At 70.0% G+C, this 17,903-nt stretch carries 14 protein-coding genes and 1 tRNA gene; 11 read left to right on the forward strand and 4 right to left on the reverse strand.

The window, feature by feature from the left end; genetic code table 11:
• Nucleotides 1-14 precede the first annotated feature (14 nt).
• The 5 genes from ACZ6DL_RS29345 to ACZ6DL_RS29365 all read left to right on the forward strand — a co-directional run bounded on the left by ACZ6DL_RS29345 (nt 15) and on the right by ACZ6DL_RS29365 (nt 4,324).
• On the forward strand, nt 15-740 hold the full coding sequence (locus ACZ6DL_RS29345; protein ID WP_466056085.1) for a lytic transglycosylase domain-containing protein: 726 nt from the start codon (nt 15-17) through the stop codon (nt 738-740).
• A gap of 114 nt (nt 741-854) precedes the next feature.
• On the forward strand, nt 855-2,141 hold the full coding sequence (gene eno / locus ACZ6DL_RS29350; RefSeq protein WP_040869660.1) for a phosphopyruvate hydratase: 1,287 nt from the start codon (nt 855-857) through the stop codon (nt 2,139-2,141).
• A 91-nt stretch (nt 2,142-2,232) separates the two neighbouring features.
• Nucleotides 2,233-2,847, forward strand: coding sequence for an FtsB family cell division protein (locus ACZ6DL_RS29355; protein ID WP_466055923.1), 615 nt, complete (start codon nt 2,233-2,235; stop codon nt 2,845-2,847).
• Nucleotides 2,844-3,377, forward strand: a complete 534-nt coding sequence (locus ACZ6DL_RS29360) for a DUF501 domain-containing protein (RefSeq protein WP_466055925.1) — start codon at nt 2,844-2,846, stop codon at nt 3,375-3,377. The genes ACZ6DL_RS29355 and ACZ6DL_RS29360 overlap by 4 nt, the downstream gene beginning before the upstream one ends.
• On the forward strand, nt 3,377-4,324 hold the full coding sequence (locus tag ACZ6DL_RS29365) for a Ppx/GppA phosphatase family protein (RefSeq protein ID WP_466055927.1): 948 nt from the start codon (nt 3,377-3,379) through the stop codon (nt 4,322-4,324). The genes ACZ6DL_RS29360 and ACZ6DL_RS29365 overlap by 1 nt, the downstream gene beginning before the upstream one ends.
• A 27-nt stretch (nt 4,325-4,351) precedes the next feature.
• Here the strand turns inward: ACZ6DL_RS29365 and ACZ6DL_RS29370 are convergent, their stop codons facing one another.
• The gene (locus ACZ6DL_RS29370) at nt 4,352-4,870 is read right to left on the reverse strand and encodes an SRPBCC family protein (protein WP_466055929.1); all 519 of its coding nucleotides are present in this window, start codon (nt 4,868-4,870) and stop codon (nt 4,352-4,354) included.
• A gap of 235 nt (nt 4,871-5,105) precedes the next feature.
• On the opposite strand from ACZ6DL_RS29370, the gene ACZ6DL_RS29375 reads away from it, so the two are divergent.
• The 4 genes from ACZ6DL_RS29375 (at nt 5,106) to ACZ6DL_RS29390 (ending at nt 8,042) form a co-directional block, all read left to right on the forward strand.
• Complete coding sequence (locus tag ACZ6DL_RS29375; protein ID WP_466055931.1) at nt 5,106-5,270, forward strand: hypothetical protein; 165 nt, start codon at nt 5,106-5,108, stop codon at nt 5,268-5,270.
• A 9-nt stretch (nt 5,271-5,279) separates the two neighbouring features.
• Complete coding sequence (locus ACZ6DL_RS29380) at nt 5,280-6,788, forward strand: amino acid permease (protein ID WP_466055933.1); 1,509 nt, start codon at nt 5,280-5,282, stop codon at nt 6,786-6,788.
• 45 nt (nt 6,789-6,833) lie between these two features.
• The gene (locus ACZ6DL_RS29385; protein WP_466055935.1) at nt 6,834-7,751 is read left to right on the forward strand and encodes a ribonuclease Z; all 918 of its coding nucleotides are present in this window, start codon (nt 6,834-6,836) and stop codon (nt 7,749-7,751) included.
• A gap of 217 nt (nt 7,752-7,968) precedes the next feature.
• Nucleotides 7,969-8,042, forward strand: a tRNA-Leu gene (locus ACZ6DL_RS29390).
• 80 nt (nt 8,043-8,122) lie between these two features.
• Here the strand turns inward: ACZ6DL_RS29390 and ACZ6DL_RS29395 are convergent.
• The gene (locus tag ACZ6DL_RS29395; protein ID WP_466055937.1) at nt 8,123-8,353 is read right to left on the reverse strand and encodes a hypothetical protein; all 231 of its coding nucleotides are present in this window, start codon (nt 8,351-8,353) and stop codon (nt 8,123-8,125) included.
• A 5-nt stretch (nt 8,354-8,358) separates the two neighbouring features.
• Entirely contained in the window at nt 8,359-9,162 is an 804-nt protein-coding gene (locus tag ACZ6DL_RS29400; RefSeq protein WP_466055939.1) for an SDR family oxidoreductase, read from the reverse strand.
• Between the two features lie 461 nt (nt 9,163-9,623).
• Here ACZ6DL_RS29400 and ACZ6DL_RS29405 point away from each other — a divergent pair, with 461 nt between their 5' ends.
• Nucleotides 9,624-11,027, forward strand: coding sequence for a three-helix bundle dimerization domain-containing protein (locus tag ACZ6DL_RS29405; protein ID WP_466055941.1), 1,404 nt, complete (start codon nt 9,624-9,626; stop codon nt 11,025-11,027).
• Nucleotides 11,028-11,122: 95 nt separating this feature from the next.
• Nucleotides 11,123-11,464, forward strand: coding sequence for a hypothetical protein (locus ACZ6DL_RS29410; protein WP_466055943.1), 342 nt, complete (start codon nt 11,123-11,125; stop codon nt 11,462-11,464).
• Between the two features lie 6 nt (nt 11,465-11,470).
• On the opposite strand, the gene ACZ6DL_RS29415 is transcribed toward ACZ6DL_RS29410, so the two are convergent.
• Entirely contained in the window at nt 11,471-17,638 is a 6,168-nt protein-coding gene (locus ACZ6DL_RS29415; RefSeq protein WP_466055945.1) for a non-ribosomal peptide synthetase, read from the reverse strand.
• Between the last annotated feature and the right edge of the window lie 265 nt (nt 17,639-17,903).

Below are 17,903 nucleotides of genomic sequence, written 5' to 3' on the forward strand. Positions count from 1 at the left end.
CCGTCATCTGGATCATGGAAGGGGTGTTGCGAAAGACCGGCGTCTCGGCCGCCGTCGTGGTGATTCTCGGGCTCGCCGGTTGCGGGATCGACCGCACCCCGATCCCGGAGGGCATTCCGCCCGGACCCGGGGCGCCGCTGCCCGTGATCGACCTGGACGCTCCCGGCCGCACAGCCGTCCAGTTGCACGGCTGGGCAGGCGAGCAGGCCGGGCGGCTCGGCATCCCGCAGGTCGCCCTGGAGGCGTACGGCTACGCCGCGGCCGTGATGACCAGGGCCCGCCCCGACTGCGGCATCGCGTGGACGACGCTGGCGGGCATCGCGAGCGTGGAGAGCGGGCACGGCACCCATCGCGGTGCGCGGCTCGGCGATGACGGCTCGATCCGCCCGCCGATCATCGGCATCCCGCTGGACGGCTCACCCGGCGTCGCGCTGGTCGAGGACACCGACCGCGGCGCACTCGACGGCGATCCGGTGCACGACCGCGCCGTCGGCCCGCTGCAGTTCATCCCGGAGACCTGGAAGCGCTGGGGCGTCGACGCCAACGGAGACGCGACCGCGGATCCGCAGAACATCGACGACGCCGCGCTCACCGCCGCCAGGTACCTGTGCGCCAGCGGCGGTGATCTCACCTCCGAGCACGGTTGGCAGAGCGCGTTGCTCACCTACAACCAGTCGCACAGCTACCTGCTGACGGTGCGCGATCGAGCCGCGAGCTACAGCGTCGGCCGCCGGGTGTGATCCTCCGGTCCCCGGAGTGCCGGTTACCCGCCTCGCTGCCGGGACGATAGGCTCGCAACGCACGGCCCATCCCGTGAGACCAACCGTGTCAGCAGCCGAAGGAGTGTCGTTTTCGTGGCCATCATCGAACAGGTCGGAGCTCGCGAGATCCTGGATTCCCGCGGTAACCCCACCGTCGAGGTCGAGATCGCTCTCGACGACGGCACCCTGACCCGGGCGGCCGTGCCCTCCGGCGCGTCCACCGGCGAGCACGAGGCCGTCGAACTGCGCGACGGTGGCGAACGCTACGGCGGCAAGGGCGTGCGCAAGGCGGTCGATGGTGTGCTCGACGAGATCGCGCCCGCCGTCATCGGCCTGGACGCCGTGGAGCAGCGCACCGTCGATCAGGTGCTGCTGGACCTGGACGGCACCCAGGACAAGTCCCGGCTCGGCGCAAACGCCCTGCTCGGTGTCTCGCTGGCCGTGGCCCGCGCCGCCGCCGAGTCCTCGGGGCTCGAGCTGTTCCGCTACCTCGGCGGTCCGAACGCGCACGTGCTGCCCGTCCCGATGATGAACATCCTCAACGGCGGCGCGCACGCCGACACCGGCGTCGACGTGCAGGAATTCATGGTCGCCCCGATCGGCGCGCCCACCTTCAAGGAGTCGCTGCGCTGGGGCGCGGAGGTCTACCACGCGCTGAAGTCGGTGCTGAAGGCCAAGGGCCTGTCCACCGGCCTCGGTGACGAAGGCGGTTTCGCACCCGACGTCGCGGGCACCAAGGCCGCGCTCGACCTGATCAGCGAGGCCATCGCCAAGACCGGCCTGAAGCTGGGCAGCGACGTGGCACTCGCGCTGGATGTCGCGGCCACCGAGTTCTACAGCACCGGCAGCGGCTACAAGTTCGAGGGCGTCGTGCGCTCGGCCGAGGAGATGGCGCAGTTCTACGCCGACCTGATCGGCGCCTACCCGCTGGTGTCCATCGAGGACCCGCTGTCGGAGGACGACTGGGACGGCTGGGTGACCCTGACCGACCAGATCGGCGAGAAGATCCAGCTCGTCGGCGACGACCTGTTCGTCACCAACCCGGAGCGCCTGGAAGAGGGCATCGCCAAGGGCGCCGCCAACGCGCTGCTGGTGAAGGTCAACCAGATCGGCACGCTCACCGAGACCCTGGACGCGGTGGAGCTGGCGCACCGCAACGGCTACAAGACGATGATGTCGCACCGGTCCGGCGAGACCGAGGACACCACCATCGCCGACCTCGCCGTCGCGGTGGGCAGCGGCCAGATCAAGACCGGCGCCCCCGCTCGCAGCGAGCGGGTCGCCAAGTACAACCAGCTGCTGCGCATCGAGGACGCGCTCGGCGATTCGGCTCGTTACGCCGGCGACGTCGCGTTTCCTCGCTTCGCGTTCGAAGGCTGACCTGCGGTACGAGCGACGGGCCCTGAGGAGGTAGCGGTGCGTGACCACCCAGGGCCCCGGGAGTGCCGCGAAGCAGAGACCGAGGCGTGAGATGACGGAGCGACGTGCGCGTGGGACCAGTCCGGCCGGACGTGGGGACCGCCGCACGTCGCGTGCCGACGGATCGCGCCCGGCCGATGCCGCGGCCAAGCGCGGCCGCAGGCGATCGGAGACCGCGGAGAAGCCGAAACCGCGCAAGAGCGCGCGGGGTTCGGCCGTCGGCAGGCACGACCACACGTTCCTGGGGCTCTCCACCGGCAAGGCGGTGATCCTCGCGATGGTGGTGTGCGGGCTCGCGCTCACCCTCGCCGTGCCGATGCGCACGTACTTCACCCAGCGCGCGGAGGCCGCGCAACTCGCGCAGCAGCGCGAGGAACTCGAGGCGGATCTGGCCCGGTTGCGGGATCGCCGTGCGCAGCAACAAGATCCGGCCTACATCCGGACCGAGGCGCGCGACCGCCTTCGCCTGGTGCTGCCGGGCGAGACGCCGTACATCGTGCAGGTGCCCGGCATCGAGGCGCCCGCCCCGCCCCCGGCGCCCACCAGAGCCAGGCAACCCGATCCCTGGTACACCGAACTGTGGCGCAGCATCGCCGAGCCACAGCCGACGCCCGGGGCCGCTCCGCCGCCGCCCGCCGCACCGCAAGTACTGGAAGGACCTAGGTGACCGCCCCGAACGACCAGGATCTCGCGATCATCGCCGAGCAGCTCGGCCGTGCGCCGCGCGGCGTGCTCGCCATCGCCTATCGCACCCCGGACGGGATCCCGGCCGTGGTGAAGACCGCGCCCCGGTTGCCCGACGGCACCCCCTTCCCGACGCTCTACTATCTGACCGATCCCCGGCTCACCGCGGAGGCGAGCAGGCAGGAATCCGCCGGTGTGATGCGCGAGATGACCGAGCGGCTGGCCGCCGACGCGGAGCTGGCCGCCGCCTACCGCGCCGCGCACGAGAGCTATCTGGCCGAACGGGACGAAATCGAATCGCTCGGTACGGATTTCACCGGCGGTGGGATGCCCGAGCGGGTCAAGTGCCTGCACGTCCTGATCGCGCACGCACTGGCCAAGGGGCCGGGGGTGAATCCGCTCGGCGACGAAGCGGTGGCGCTGGCCGCCGAGCACGGCCTGCGTGGCACCGCCATTCCGGCCGACTGGCCCGCGCCGCGCCCGACCGGCCCGCGAGAGACTGGAGCACAGTGATGAGTGACCGCGTAGCCGCCGTGGATTGCGGCACGAACTCCATCCGGCTGCTGATCGCCGACGTGCTCGGTGACGGGCGCCTGGCCGACGTGCACCGCGAGATGCGCATCGTCCGCCTGGGCCAAGGGGTCGACGCGACCGGTTCGCTGGCGCCCGAGGCGATCGAACGCACCCGCGCCGCCCTGGCCGACTACGTCGCGCTGATGCGTGAGGCGGGCGTCGGCCGGGTGCGGATGGTGGCCACCTCCGCCACCAGGGACGCCGCCAACCGCGAGGACTTCTTCGCCATGGCCAGGGCCGAACTCGGCACCGTGGTCGCGGGTGCGGAAGCCGAGGTGATCACCGGCGACGAGGAGGCACGCCTGTCGTTCGCGGGCGCGATCGGCGAACTGTCCAGCGCCTCGGGTCCCTTCGTCGTGGTGGATCTGGGCGGCGGGTCGACCGAGCTGGTGTTCGGGGACAGCGCGGGGGTGCGATCGGCGTTCTCCGCCGACATCGGCTGCGTCCGGATCACCGAGCGCTGCCTCGCGGGCAACCCGCCCACCGCCGAAGAGATCGCCGCAGCCCGCGCCTTCGCCACCGAGCGGTTGACCGAAGCGTTCACGCACGTCCCCGTGGAGGGCGCGCACACCTGGGTCGGCGTGGCGGGCACGATGACCACCTTGGCCGCGGTCGCGCTCGATCTTCCCGAATACGACTCGGAGCGGGTGCATCTCACCCGATTGACCATGGACCAGGTCCGCCAGGTCTGCGACCGGCTGATCGCCATGGACCACGATCAGCGCGCCGCGCTGGGGCCGATGCACCCGGGCCGGGTCGACGTGATCGGCGGCGGCGCGGTCATCACCGAGGTGCTCGCGGAGGAACTGTCCCGGCGCGCTGGCATCGCCGAGCTGGTCGTCAGCGAGCACGACATCCTCGACGGCATCGCCCTGTCGATCGCCTGACCGGGCCCCATCCGGCGACCGGGCCGGTCAGTTCTGCGGTACGTGACCGTCGAGCCGCGCCTCGGCGTGTGTCTCCGCTCCCGGGCGGGCTTGCGTGCGGCCCGCGAGACGGGCTTTGCCGACCGCGATATCGGCCAGCCGGGACAGCGATTCCTTGTTCCGCGGCACCAGGAGCAGCTCTTGCAGAATGTTGGGCACCAGGTTGCCCAGCCCTCGCTCGGCGTGCTCGTACATCCGGATCTGGGTCTCGCCGGGTGCGGTCTCCACGAGTTCCAGGCGGATCCACGCGGCGCCGAGCGGCGAGAGTTTGGCCTCGAGTTCGAGCATGTGCGGCGGCTCCACCGACACGACCTGCGTGGTGTCGTTCACGGTGAACGGCCATACGCCCGCGCTGTAGTGCAGCTGGGAGCCGACGCCGGGCCATTCGCCGTCGACGTCGCGGATGTGCGTGGCGCCGACCACCCAGGCGCAGAACAGCCATCCGTCGGCGAGGACGTCGAAGACCTGTTCCGGTGTCGTCGGCACGGTGATTTCCACGTGGACCATCAGCTCAACGCTTTCTGGAGGTAGGCCGTTGCGGGTTTGCCTGTCGATTGCGGGGTGCCCGGTGGTGCGGCGGGCAAACCACCTGCCGCGACCTGGCTGCCCCAGGGGCGTGAACAGAACATACGAATCCTCCACAACGCGGTCCGAGCTGCGATCTTCTAAGAATGGTTGAAGCGGCAACACCACGGCTCGGTTGGTCTCGGAATGTCGATGTCGGGTAGTTTGGCTCGGTTCTATGACCCAGGTCACGAGTTCGCCGATTCCGGTACCGCCGGGACGGTCATGGTTTGTGCGGGGGCTGATCGTCGCCGCCATCGCACCATGGATCAGCAAATTCCTGGCCGGCGTGCATCACCTCGCCGTATGGGTACAGAACACCAAGCACAGCAGCACGATCTAAGGAGAACGCGTGACTAACCCCGGGCCACAAGCCGATCCGGCGGGTGATGTCTCGTCTCGGTGGGGCGGTTTGTTCCGAACCAAGTCCATCGAACAGTCGATCCGCGACACCGACGAACCCGACTCGAAACTCCGCAAGGACCTGACCGCCTGGGACCTCACCGTCTTCGGCGTGGCCGTCGTGGTCGGGGCGGGCATCTTCACCCTCACCGCACGCACCGCGGGCAATGTCGCGGGACCGTCGGTCTCGCTGGCCTTCGTGTTCGCCGCGATCGCCTGCGGGCTGACCGCGCTGTGCTACGCCGAGTTCGCCTCCACCGTGCCGGTGGCGGGCAGCGCCTACACCTACTCCTACGCCACCTTCGGCGAGCTCGTCGCCTGGATCATCGGCTGGGACCTGATCCTGGAGTTCGCCCTGGCCGCGGCGGTGGTGGCCAAGGGCTGGTCGCAGTACCTCGGGGAGGTGCTCGGGGACATCTCCCCGATCGCGCACCTCGGCCCGGTGACCTTCGACTGGGGCGCGGTGCTGCTGATCGCCGTGCTCGGCGTGCTGCTCGCGACCGGCACCAAGGTGTCCTCGCGGGTGTCGGCGGTGGCGGTCGCCATCAAGCTCGGTGTGATCGCGCTGGTGCTGGTCGTCGGCTTCACCTATTTCAAGTCCTCGAACCTCTCGCCCTACATTCCGCCGTCGCAACCCGGTGAGCGGGGCGAGGGCCTGCGGCAGTCGCTGTTCTCCTATCTGACCGGCGCCGGGGCTAGCAACTTCGGCTGGTACGGCCTGCTCGCCGCGGCCAGCCTGGTGTTCTTCGCGTTCATCGGCTTCGACGTGGTCGCCACGACCGCGGAGGAGACCCGCAACCCGCAGAAGGCGGTGCCGCGCGGCATCTTCGGCTCGCTGCTGATCGTCACCGTCTTGTACGTCGCGGTGTCGCTCGTGCTCACCGGCATGGTGCCCTACACCGAGCTGTCCGGCGGCGACGCGACGCTGGCGACGGCGTTCGCCATCCACGGGGTGACCTGGGCGAAGAACATCATCTCGATCGGCGCCCTCGCCGGTCTCACCACGGTGGTCATGGTGATGTACCTCGGACAGACCCGGGTGCTGTTCGCGATGGCGCGCGACGGACTGATGCCGCGCAGGCTCGCGCACACCGGCACCAACGGCACGCCGGTGCGGGTCACCGTCATCGTGGGCGTGGCCTGCGCGCTACTGGCAGGGTTCGTGGATTTCGGCACGCTGGAGGAGATGGTCAACATCGGGACGCTGTTCGCGTTCGTGCTGGTGTCGATCGGCGTGCTCATCCTGCGACGCACGCGTCCGGACCTGCCGCGCGGATTCCGGGTGCCGCTGGTGCCGCTGATCCCCATCCTGGCGGTGCTGTCGTGCCTGTGGCTGATGCTGAACCTGTCGGTGGAGACCTGGCTGCGGTTCCTGGTGTGGATGCTGATCGGCTTCGTCGTCTACTTCGCCTACTCCCGGCGCCACTCCCTGGTCCGGAAGGCCGCGGCCACCCGGTAGCGCGGCCCTGTTCGGCGTGCCGCAGGCCGGCGGTAGCCTGACGCGGTGTCGCAGCGTGAGTTGGTTGTGCTCGGAACCGCGAGTCAGGTGCCGACGAAACAGCGAAACCACAACGGGTACCTGCTCCGGTGGGACGACGAGGCGATCCTGTTCGACCCCGGTGAGGGTACGCAGCGGCAGATGACCTACGCCGGTGTGTCCGTCACCGGGATCACCCGGATCGCCATCACCCATTTCCACGGCGACCACAGCCTCGGGCTGGCCGGGGTGGTGCAGCGGATCAACCTCGATCGGGTGCCGCATCCGGTCGACGTCTGCTTCCCGGCGTCGGGCGCCGTGTACTACGACCGCTTGGTCAACGCGACGTCCTACTATCACCGCGCCGAACTGCGGCCGCGCCCGGTCGCGGGCCCCGGCCCCGTGGACTTGCCGGAGGCGCCGTTCACGGTGACGGCGGTACGGCTCTCGCATCCGGTGGACACCTTCGGCTATCGGCTCAGTGAGCCGCCCGGCCGGCGCATCCTGCCGGATCGCTTGCGCGCCTTGGGGTTGCGCGGGCCGATCATCTCCGAACTGCAACAGCGCGGCGAGGTCGAGTTCGACGGTCGCACCATCACTTTGGCGGAGATCAGCGAACCCCGAGCCGGTCAGAGCTTCGCTTTCGTGATGGACACCCGGCTGTGTGCCGGGGTCGGCGAACTCGCCGCCGACGCCGACATGCTCGTCATCGAAGCCACCTTCCTGGACGCCGACGAAGACCTGGCCGTCGAATACGGCCATCTCACCGCGGGCCAAGCCGCGCGGGCCGCCGCCGACGCGGGCGTCCGCACCCTGGTCCTCACCCACTTCTCCCAGCGCTACCGCGACCTCGACGAGCACCTGGCCGAAGCGGCGAAGTACTTCACCGGCGAGATCCACATCGCCACCGACCTCGCCCGAATCCCGGTGCCACCCCGGCGCTGACGCCCGACACGCCGAGCCGACCGGCGGACGTTAACACCGGCCCGCCCAAACCGATCTAGTTCTCTGGGACGCCTGCCGACCCGGGCTCGAAACAACCGCCACCGGCGCCGGTCACCCGACCGCGCCCTCCGGCATCCGCCCACGGCCGACGCCCCGCCACCCCGAGGAACACTCGGAATTCCGGTACAGCCGTACGACTCGGTACGCTGTCCCGGACGCCCCTATAGCCCAATTGGCAGAGGCAGCGGACTTAAAATCCGCCAAGTGTCGGTTCGAGTCCGACTGGGGGCACCGCGATCACCCCGAGTTCGCGACGGCGCGACCTTGTCGGCTCGGAACCATAACGGCCGACCGGTGTGATTCGGAGCGGGCTACGACTGCACGAGTAAACGATCAGGTGCGCTTCTGTCGTTCAACCACGTCGAGGCGATCTTGCGTGCGACCACGCGGAACAGTATGTCCTCGGTGCCGGTCTCGGGGCGTATCGTCTCGGCGACCTTGTCGAGGAGAAGGGTTCGCTCGATTCCCGACGCGGTGGTGTAGGCGTAGCGGACCTGTCGCTGGTCTTCCGCTATCTTTCGGATCTCCGCGTACAGTGCCATGCGTTTCAGCGCGAAAGGCCGTGGGCGCGGGCGATGATGCGTTCCATGACTGTGCGGGGGAGGAGGCGGCGGAGGGTGAAGAGGGCGGGGGCGTTGCTGCCTACGGCGTAGAGGGGTTGGGGGCGGTCGGCTTCGATCGCTTTGACGATCGTGTCGGCGACCTTCTCCGGGGTGATGCCCTTGCCCTGCTTGTCGTCCAGTTTCGCCATGAAAGTCGTGAAATCGGCGGTGTGCGGGGAGTTTTCGGTGAGGTACTTGGTGCGGCGCTCGCGCAGACCGGTGTCGATCTGGCCGGGCTCGACGGCGGTGATCCAGACGCCGAAGGGGGATTCCTCGAAGCGGGCGGCCACCGCGAAGCCGCGCAGCGCCGCCTTGGTGGCGACGTAGGACGAGCGGTAGGGCATCGGGAAGCTGGCGAGCATTGATCCGACCATGACGACGCGGCCGTACCGGCGTTCCCGCATGCCGGGCAGCACCGCACTGGTCAGGGCGACAGGCCCGAGCACATTCAGCTGGAACAGCCGTTCGACGGCGTCGGTGGGCAATTCGGCGAGCGGGCCCGCCTGGCTTTCGCCCGCGTTGTTCACCAGTACGTCGACCTGGTCCAGGCCGGCGGCGAAGGCGGCGATCGATGCCGGGTCGGTGAGGTCGAGCGCCCGGTACTCGACGCCGGGCACAACGGCGTCGGAGCCGATGGTGGCAGGGTTGCGGCTGGTTCCGATCACGCGATACCCCCGCCCGGCCAGTGCGGCGGCCGTGGCCTTCCCGATTCCGGACGACGCACCGGTGACCACGGCGACGCGAGACATGGGGCTCCTTTCGACGGTAATACGCTGACGATATCGTCAACTCCTCGGTTCGCGCTACCCGGAAGTAACCTTCTGCCGCTGACGAGGGTGTCCGGTGGGGTGGGGCACCGAGCGCCACGAGTGTGGCGTCGATGGGCACGTCCCGTCCGCGCGGCGGCGGGAAACGGGAATACAACGTGTGGTGGCGGGTCGGGGATTGCCCATTGAATTCTCCATGGCGGGTCAGGCACCGCCCGCGGTGGCACGGTGCTGCCGCGTGCGCTCCGCTCGGGTCGATCGCGAGCCTGTGACCTGGGCAGACGGACCCGCGCATCGTCGTGAGATGCGCACCGGCGCAGCCGAAATCGTTCAACCGAGGGAAGTCCGCGCGGATGTCGGCGGTCGCGTGATGGGGCTAGTGTTGGCCGGCGCGGTGCAGGCCGGAGACGCTGCCGCGTTACCCCGACGCCGAGGAGACTGTGGTGGTTGTCGATACCGTCCGCGAGGAACAGGCGATCCGTCAGATGACGGAGCGGCTGGTCGAAAACTACACCGAGACCTATTCTCCCGAGCATATCGAGAGCACCGTGGGCGCGGCTCGGCAGAAGTTCGCGGGCCATCCGGTGCGGCAATTCGTTCCGATCCTGATCGAGCGCGTGGTGCGACGGGAGTTGGAGAAGTCTCCCGAAGCGGAAGTCCAACCCGCTACGGTCTCGATGGACAAGGCGCCCGAGCCCTCCGCGAGCCCTGCGGGGAAACTGTCGCGGCTGCGTGACTTGTGGTCGTCGAAGAAGCGTTTCGCACCCTATGCGGTGGGCGCCGTCGTCATCCTGACGGTGATCGCGGTCGTTCTCGCCGTGCGGCAACCCGGTCCCGAAGCGCCCGCGGCCGCTCCGGCTCCCGTAGCGCCGCTCACGGTCGTGCGCGGCGTGGTCGGGTCGGAGAAGATGCCGTTCTTCCAGGACCCGAAGGTGATCGACGCGCTGGCGCGGGGCGGCGTGCGGGTGGAGGTCGAGCCCGCCGGGTCCCGCCAGATCGCCACGTCCATCGATCTCGCGAAATTCGACTTCGCCTTCCCATCCAGTGAGCAGGCGGCCGAGCGAATCCAGCGGCAGCGCAATGTGACCGCCAAGTACACCCCGTTCTCCTCGCCGATGGCCGTCGCGACGTTCGCGCCGATCACCGATCTGCTCACCCGGGCGGGCGCGGTGCGCCCAGGCCCGGTGCCGGCGCTGGACCTGCGCCGCTACCTCGAACTCGTTCGCAGCGGCACGCGCTGGGACGAGCTGCCCGACAACACCGCCTACCCGGTGCGCAAGAACATCCTGATCTCCACCACCGACCCGCGTAGCTCGAATTCCGCCGCCATGTACCTGGCCGCGGCGAGCTATGCCGCGAACAACAACACGATCGTGCAGGGACAAACCGCCGAGCAGGCCGTCCTGCCCGCGGTGTCGCGGCTGTTCGTGGGCCAGGGCTACACCGAGAACACCACCGAGGGCCCGTTCAACAACTACCTCGCCACGGGAATGGGCCCGACGCCGATGGCGTGGATCTACGAGGCGCAGTACGTCGAGGCGCTGGTGCGCGGCCAGATCAAACCCGAGATGACGCTGGTGTACCCCTCCCCGACGGTGCTGTCCCGGCACACGCTGGTGCCGTTCGGCGAGACGGGTGACCGGCTCGGACGCCTGTTGTCCACCGACCCGGAGTTGCAGCGGCTGGCCGCCGAGCACGGCTTCCGGACCAACGACGGCGCCCAGTTCGCGAAGGTCGCCGCCGAACGCAACGCTCCGGTGGCCGCGGATCTGCTGGACGTCGTCGCCACCCCGACCTACGACACGCTCGAGCACCTGCTCGACGGAGTCACCAAGACCTACAACTGAAGCCGGGGGCGCGGTTTCGGTGGAGATGATGCGGGCATCCTCTCCGCATCAGGTACCGGAAGAAACGGCCGGTATCGCGGCGGGAGGAAACACCGGTGACAGCGGACGACGGGCCATGGGAGATCCCTCCGATCGATAACGCTCCGGACATCGCGCGCGACTCCGCGCCCGCGCCCGCGCCCGGAGCGACGATGGCCGACACCAGGAACTGGCCGGGCTACGGGTTGCTGCTGGTCGCGGCGGCGGTCGCGATAGCCGCCGCGGTGCTGGCGGGCTGGGGGTTCGCCCAGCTATCGACCGTAGCCGCGATCATCGCGGCCGTCTTCCTGGTGATCGGGGTGGGCCTGATCGTGCTGGAGCAGGTGCGCGCACGAGCGCGGGCCCGTGAGCACACCGAACAGCCCGCCGAGCGGGCCACCGTCCCGCCGGGGTACTGAGCTTCCTCAATCCCGGGGCAGGAAACCGGACGCGATGAACTCGCGGACGAAGGTGTCCACCACCGTGCGGTCCACCTTCGGGCAGTCCACGCCGGTGCCCGCCAGTGCCGCGCGGGTGTGCTCGTCGGCCCAGTCGAGGTGACCGGCGAGTTCGGCGAAACCGTGACTCAGCAGCGCCGCGCGCACCAGCGAATCGTCGCCGAGCGCGTCCCGGCGGCGCGCTTCCCTGACCAGACCGGCGCGCACGGCGTCCTCCGGCATCGTCGCCACCGGCAGCCCGTGGGCGCGCAGACTGGCGAGAATGTCGCCGACCGCGACGGGGGCCCGATTGACCAGGTGAAATACGGTTTCCGGGCGCGGGCGGGCCGAAATCTCTACCACCGCGCCCGCCACATAGCTCACCGGAACCAGTGAGACGGTGGCGTCGCCCACATCGGGCGCCATACCGAGCATCACGGCGGCGCGGACCATGTTCCACAGCGAATCGTCCGGGCTGTTCACCCCGACCTCCGGGCAACCGCAGATGGTGCCCGGCCGGTAGATGGCGATCGGCAGCCCGCGCTCACCTGCTTGGCGGACCAGTTCCTCGGCAACCCATTTGGACGCCAGATAGCCGTTCCCGGGCACCTGGTCGGCACGCAAGCGGACGCCCTCGGCGACCACCGGGGATTCCGGTGCGGCGCCGACGGCCGCGCCCATCGTGGAGATCAGATGGAACGGCTTCACCCGGCGAGTGGTCGCCAGCCGCAACAACTCCCGGGTGCCCTCTACGTTGGCCTGCCGTAGCCGGGCGTAGGGATCGACGTGATTGACGCGCGCGCCGTTGTGGTAGATCGCGTCGATACTGTCGGCCAGGCAGTCGTAGTCGGCGGGGTCCAGGCCGAGGCGCGGTGCGGTGAGATCGCCCGCGACCACGACGATCCGCTCCGCCGCGGTCGTCCCGGAGAGCCGGTAGTGGTTCAGCGCACTCAGGATCCGGTCGATGCCCTCTTCGGCGTCGTCGGCGCGCACCACGCACCATACGCGCGCCTCGGTGCGATCCAGCAGTTCTTGCAGCAGGTGCGCGCCGAGAAAGCCGGTCGCGCCGGTGAGCAGGACCTCCTGCGGCGGCCCGCTGTGCGCGGGTGCGCAGCCCCCGATGCCGATTTCCGGCTCGAGGACGGCGTCGCGTTCCGGCGTCGGCGCGGCGGGCGCGCACTCGCCGGTCAGCCGCGCCGCGAGGCCGCCGACGGTCGGGGCCGCGAGAATCGCCGACATGGGCACGTCGCGCCGCAGCCGGTCCGACAGCCGCTGGTGCAAGGTGAACGCGAGCAGTGACGACCCGCCGAGTTCGAAGAAGTCGTCGCCCACCCCGATCGGGGACACGGCGAGCACATCGGCGAAGACCTCCGCGATCGTGCGCTCCAGCGGGGTGCCGGGGCGCGCGCCGGCGCGTGCGGTGAACACCGGCTGAGGCAGCGCGGCGCGGTCGAGTTTCCCGCTGGTGTTCACCGGGAACGTGTCCAGCGCCAGCACCGCCGACGGCACCATGTAACCGGGCAGCACCCGGGCCACCGAGTGACGCACCGCATCCGGATCGACCGTGGCCCCCGGCGCGGCCACCACGTAGCCGACCAGCCGGTCTCCCGCATCGGAGCCTTTGACCGCCACCGCGGCCCTGCCGACCGCCGGATCGGCCAGCAAGGCCGCTTCGATCTCGCCGAGTTCGATGCGATGGCCGCGGACCTTGACCTGGAAGTCGGTGCGGCCTAGATAGTCCAGGGTGCCGCCGCGGTTCCACCGCACCAGGTCGCCGGTCCGGTACATCCGCTCGCCGGGATGCAGGGGATCGGCGACGAACCGGGCCGCGCTCAGGCCGGGCGCGCCGTGATAGCCGCGTGCGAGCTGAACTCCACCCAGGTAGAGTTCGCCCGCCACGCCCACCGGAACCGGCCGCAGACGGTCGTCCAGTACGTGGCAGCGCGAATTCCATTCCGGCACACCGATGGAGACGGCGGGAGCGGTGCGGTCGGCAGCCGAGACGGCGTGCCGGGTGATGCTCACCGCGGCCTCGGTCGGTCCGTACAGGTTGTGCAAGTCGGCCGGGGCCACGCTCGCGAAAGCCCGTGCGGTCTCCGGAGGCAGCGCTTCACCGATGACGAAGACCGCGCGCAGCGAGGACAGTTCGTCCTCGGTCGCGTGCTGGGCGAAAACGGTGAGCATCGCGGGAACGAAATCGGTGAGCGTCACCCGGTGCTCGGCGATCAGCCGGACCAGCGCCGCCGGATCGCGATGCTCGTCCGGCCCGGCCAGGACCAGCCGCGCGCCCGCGCGCAGCGGCAGGAAGTAGCCCCACAGGGACACGTCGAAGGTCGCGGGGGTCTTGTGCAGATAGACGTCGGTGGCGTCGACGTCGTATTCGGCCTGCATCCAGGCGAGTTGGTGCACGATCGCCCGATGGCCGACCACGACGCCCTTGGGGCGGCCGGTCGAGCCGGAGGTGTAGATGAGGTAGGCGGGCTGATCGGCGCGCCATGGCGCTCGGCGCTCGGCGTCGGCCACGGGCTCCGGACCGAAGCGGTCGAGGTCCAAGGTGTCGACGTCGTAGGCCTCGGCGGCCGTGAAGCCGTCGGCGGCGGTGGTGAGCACGCATCGCGGCGCCGCCGATTCGAGCACGTAGCGGATGCGTTCGGCGGGATGGCCCGGATCGATCGGCACCCAGGCCGCGCCCGCCTCCACGATCGCGTTCAGCGCGACCACCTGCTGGATCGACCGCCGCATCGCCACCGCCACGACGGTCTCCGGACCCACGCCCCGTTCGATCAGCCAGCGCGCCAGGCGGGCGGTCCGCTCGCGCAGCCGCGCGTAGGTGAGGGTCTCGGTTCCGCAGACCACGGCGATCGCGTCCGGGGTCGCCGCGGCCTGCCGCGCCGTCGCGGCGGTGAGCGGCTCGACCGGGACCTCGTGCTCGGCTCCGGCGCCCCAGGAACGGATGCGCTTGTGCTCGACCGGGTCCATGATGTCGATGTCACCGACGACGGCACCGGGGTCGGCCGCGACCTGGAGCAGGATGCGGATGTAACCGTCGAGGAAACGTTGCACGGTGTGTTCGTCGAACAGGTCGGTGCTGTAACCGAATCGGATGATGATCTCGCCCGGCTCGCCGTCGTCGTCGCGGGTGTCGACCACACCGATGTGCAGGTCGGTCTTCGCCGTGTCGGCGTCCACATCGAGGAACGACACGCTGGGCCCCGACAGCTCGAGGGTGGCCTGCGTGAAATTCTGGAACGCGAAGCCGACCTGGTAGAGCGGGTGACGCCCGGGCGATCGGGTCGGATCGACCGCGTCGACCACGTGCTCGAAGGGCACCTCGGAGTGCGCGAAGTTGACCAGATCGCGCTCCCTGGTGCGCCGCAGCAGGGCGGTGAAACTCTCCGCGGGCTCGATCCCGGTCCGGGAGACGGTCGTGTTGACGAACATGCCGACGACGTCGGCGAGCGCGGGCTCGGCCCGGTTCGTCATCGGCACGCCGATCGCGATGTCGGTGCTGCCGGACAGGCGGGACAGCAGCACGGCGAGCGCCGAGCGCATCACCATGAACAGCGTCGCCCGGTGTGCGCGGGCGACGGTGAGCAGGTCGCGGTGCAGGGTCGCGGGCACCGTCCGCTGGGTGGCCGAGCCGCGCAGCGTGGCCACCGGCGGGCGTGGCCGGTCGGCGGGCAGGTCGAGTTCGTCGGGCAGGCCTGCCAGCTCGCCGGTCCAGTACGCCAGTTGCCGCGACAGCGGCGAATCCGGGTCGTCACGGGAGCCGAGCAGATCCCGCTGCCACAGGGCGTAGTCGGCGTACTGGACGTCCGGCGGCTGCCAGGCCGGAGCGGCGCCCGCGCTCCGTGCGGCGTAGGCCAGGGCCACGTCGCGGGCCAGCGGCGCCAGCGAGGACCCGTCGGCGCAAATGTGGTGCAAGGCGCAGACCAGCACGTACTCGGTGGGGGTGCGCAGCAGCCGGACACGCAGCGGCACCTCGGCCGCTACGTCGAACCCGTGCCGCAGGATCGCGCGTACCCGGCCGGGCACCGCGTTGTCGGACAGTTCCTCGACCGCGAAATCCTCGACCACCCGTTCGGTGTCGAGGATCAACTGCCGTGGTCCGGCTTCGTCGGCGGGGTATCTGGTGCGCAACGACTCGTGCCGTTCGACGGTATCGGCGAACGCCGCGCGCAAGGCGGGCACGTCCAGCTCCGACAGCCGCAGCGCGAAGCCGATGTTGTCCACCGAGGACGTCGTGTCGAACTGGTTGCGCAGCCAGAACCGCAGCTGGGCGGGGGACAGGGGGATGCGTTCCGGCCTGGTTCGCGCACGCAGAACCGGGCGCGCGGTATCGAATTGCTGCGAGCGGATCGCCTTCGACAAGCCCGCGACGGTGGGATGGTCGAACACCAGCCGCGGCGGAATGCGCAGCCGCCAGATTTCGCTCAATCGCGCGGCGACCTGCGTCGCCAGCAGCGAATTTCCGCCCGCGGCGAAGAAATCGGCGTCGGCGCCGAACCGCTCCCGGCCCAGCACGCGGGCGAGGACCTCGGCGACCGTTTCCTCGCCGAGGTCCGCGGCGGGCCGATAGTCCGGCTCGTCGAGGGCGCGCAGGCGTAGTGCGGGCCGATCGGCCTTGCCCGTGGGAGTGCGCGGGATCCGTTCGACGACGGTGATCGTGTTGGGCACCATGTACTTCGGCAGCAGCGCGGCGAGCGCGTCGGCCAGAGCGGTGGGATCCGGGGCGTGTCCCGGTTCGGGCTGGACGAACGCGGCGAGCGTGGTCTCGCCCACGGCGGTCTTGCGGTCGACGGTCACCGCCAGCCGGACGCCGGGCTGCGTCGAAAGGATCGCGTCGATCTCGCCGAGCTCGATGCGGAAGCCGCGGACTTTGACCTGGTCGTCGGCCCTGCCGAAATAGTCCAGATCACCGGTGGTGGTGCGCCGGACGAGATCGCCGGTGCGGTACATCCGGGAACCGGGCGGTCCGAACGGATCGGCGAGGAACCGTTGCGCGGTCAGATCGGGGCGTCCGTGATATCCCCGCGCCACGCCGGGTCCGGCCACGTACAGCTCGCCGACGACGCCGATGCCGACCGGCCGCAGCCGGTGATCGAGCACCTGGCAGCGCGTGCCCGGCACGGCAGATCCGATGGTGACCGGTGTGTCCGGCGACAGCGCCGGGCTGATTGTCGCCACGATGGTGGATTCGGTAGGGCCGTAAGCATTGTGGAACAGGCGGCCGTCGGCGGCCCAGTGCTGCGGCAACATCGGGGGACAGGGCTCACCGCCGACCAGGACCGACCGCAGGGCCGGCAGTCCGGCCGGCTCGATCGTGGCCAGCGCGGAGGGGGTGAGGAAGGCATGGGTGATCGCGTGCCGCGCGAGCAGTTCCACCAAGGCGGTGCCGCCGTAGAGGCCGGGCGGGGCGATCACGAGAGTCGCCGCGGAGCAGATCGCGAGCAGCAACTCCAGAATCGAGGCGTCGAAGCTCGGTGACGCGAAGTGCAGCACCCGCGAGTCTTTGTCCAGCCCGTGCCGCGCGGCCAATTCGGTGCACAGCGGGGCGAGCCCGGCATGGGTGACGGCGACGCCTTTCGGGCGTCCGGTAGATCCCGAGGTGTAGATCAGGTAGGCCGCGTGGGTGGCTCGAACTCGCGCCGTTCGTTCGAAGTACGCGATCGGGTTCGCGGGGTTCGCCGCTACCCGCGCGATCACTTCCGCGTCGTCCAGCGCGAGCCAGTGCACCTCGGTGGGCAGTGTCGTCGCGAGCCCGGTTCGGGTCAGCCCCAGCGCAGCGCCGCTGTCGATCACTTGGAACGTGATGCGCGACAACGGAAGCGCAGGATCGATCGGGACGAAGGTGGCGCCGGTCTTGGCTATCGCCCACACCGCGAGCACCGATTCGAGGGATCGCGGAAGCGCCACCGCCACTGCTGTTTCGGGCCCCGCGCCGGCGCCGATCAACGTGCGGGCCAGCTGGGACGAGCGGGCGTCGAGGTCGCGGTAGGTGATCGTGGTGTCGCCGTCCAGAACCGCGACGCCGTCGGGATTGTGCTCCGCCGCGGCGGCCAGCAGGGCGGCGAACGTCGGTGTGGCGGAGTCGGCTGATCTGCGGCGACGGCTGTTCCGAGCGGGTGGACGAGGATTCCGGATACCGCTGGTCATATCTTCGTCCCGTTCCGCGTGGCAGTAACGCGCCAGATGCTATAGCCGTGCGGCGGGATTCTTCACCGATGAGAAGGCGTCCGCACCGGCTTCACGCGCCGCTCGGGCCATCCGGCGGCGTGTGCCGCAACCTCGTCCAGCACGCAAGACCTCCGCGTCACCACCCGCCGGGCGAACTCCGGATACGCGCCGCTCGCTACGACCTCGGCGTCCGGACCAGGTCGTTCGCATGGTGGCCCGCGCGCGGACCGGGCTCCGGTCGGCG

The organism is Nocardia sp. NPDC041819 (assembly GCF_055590505.1).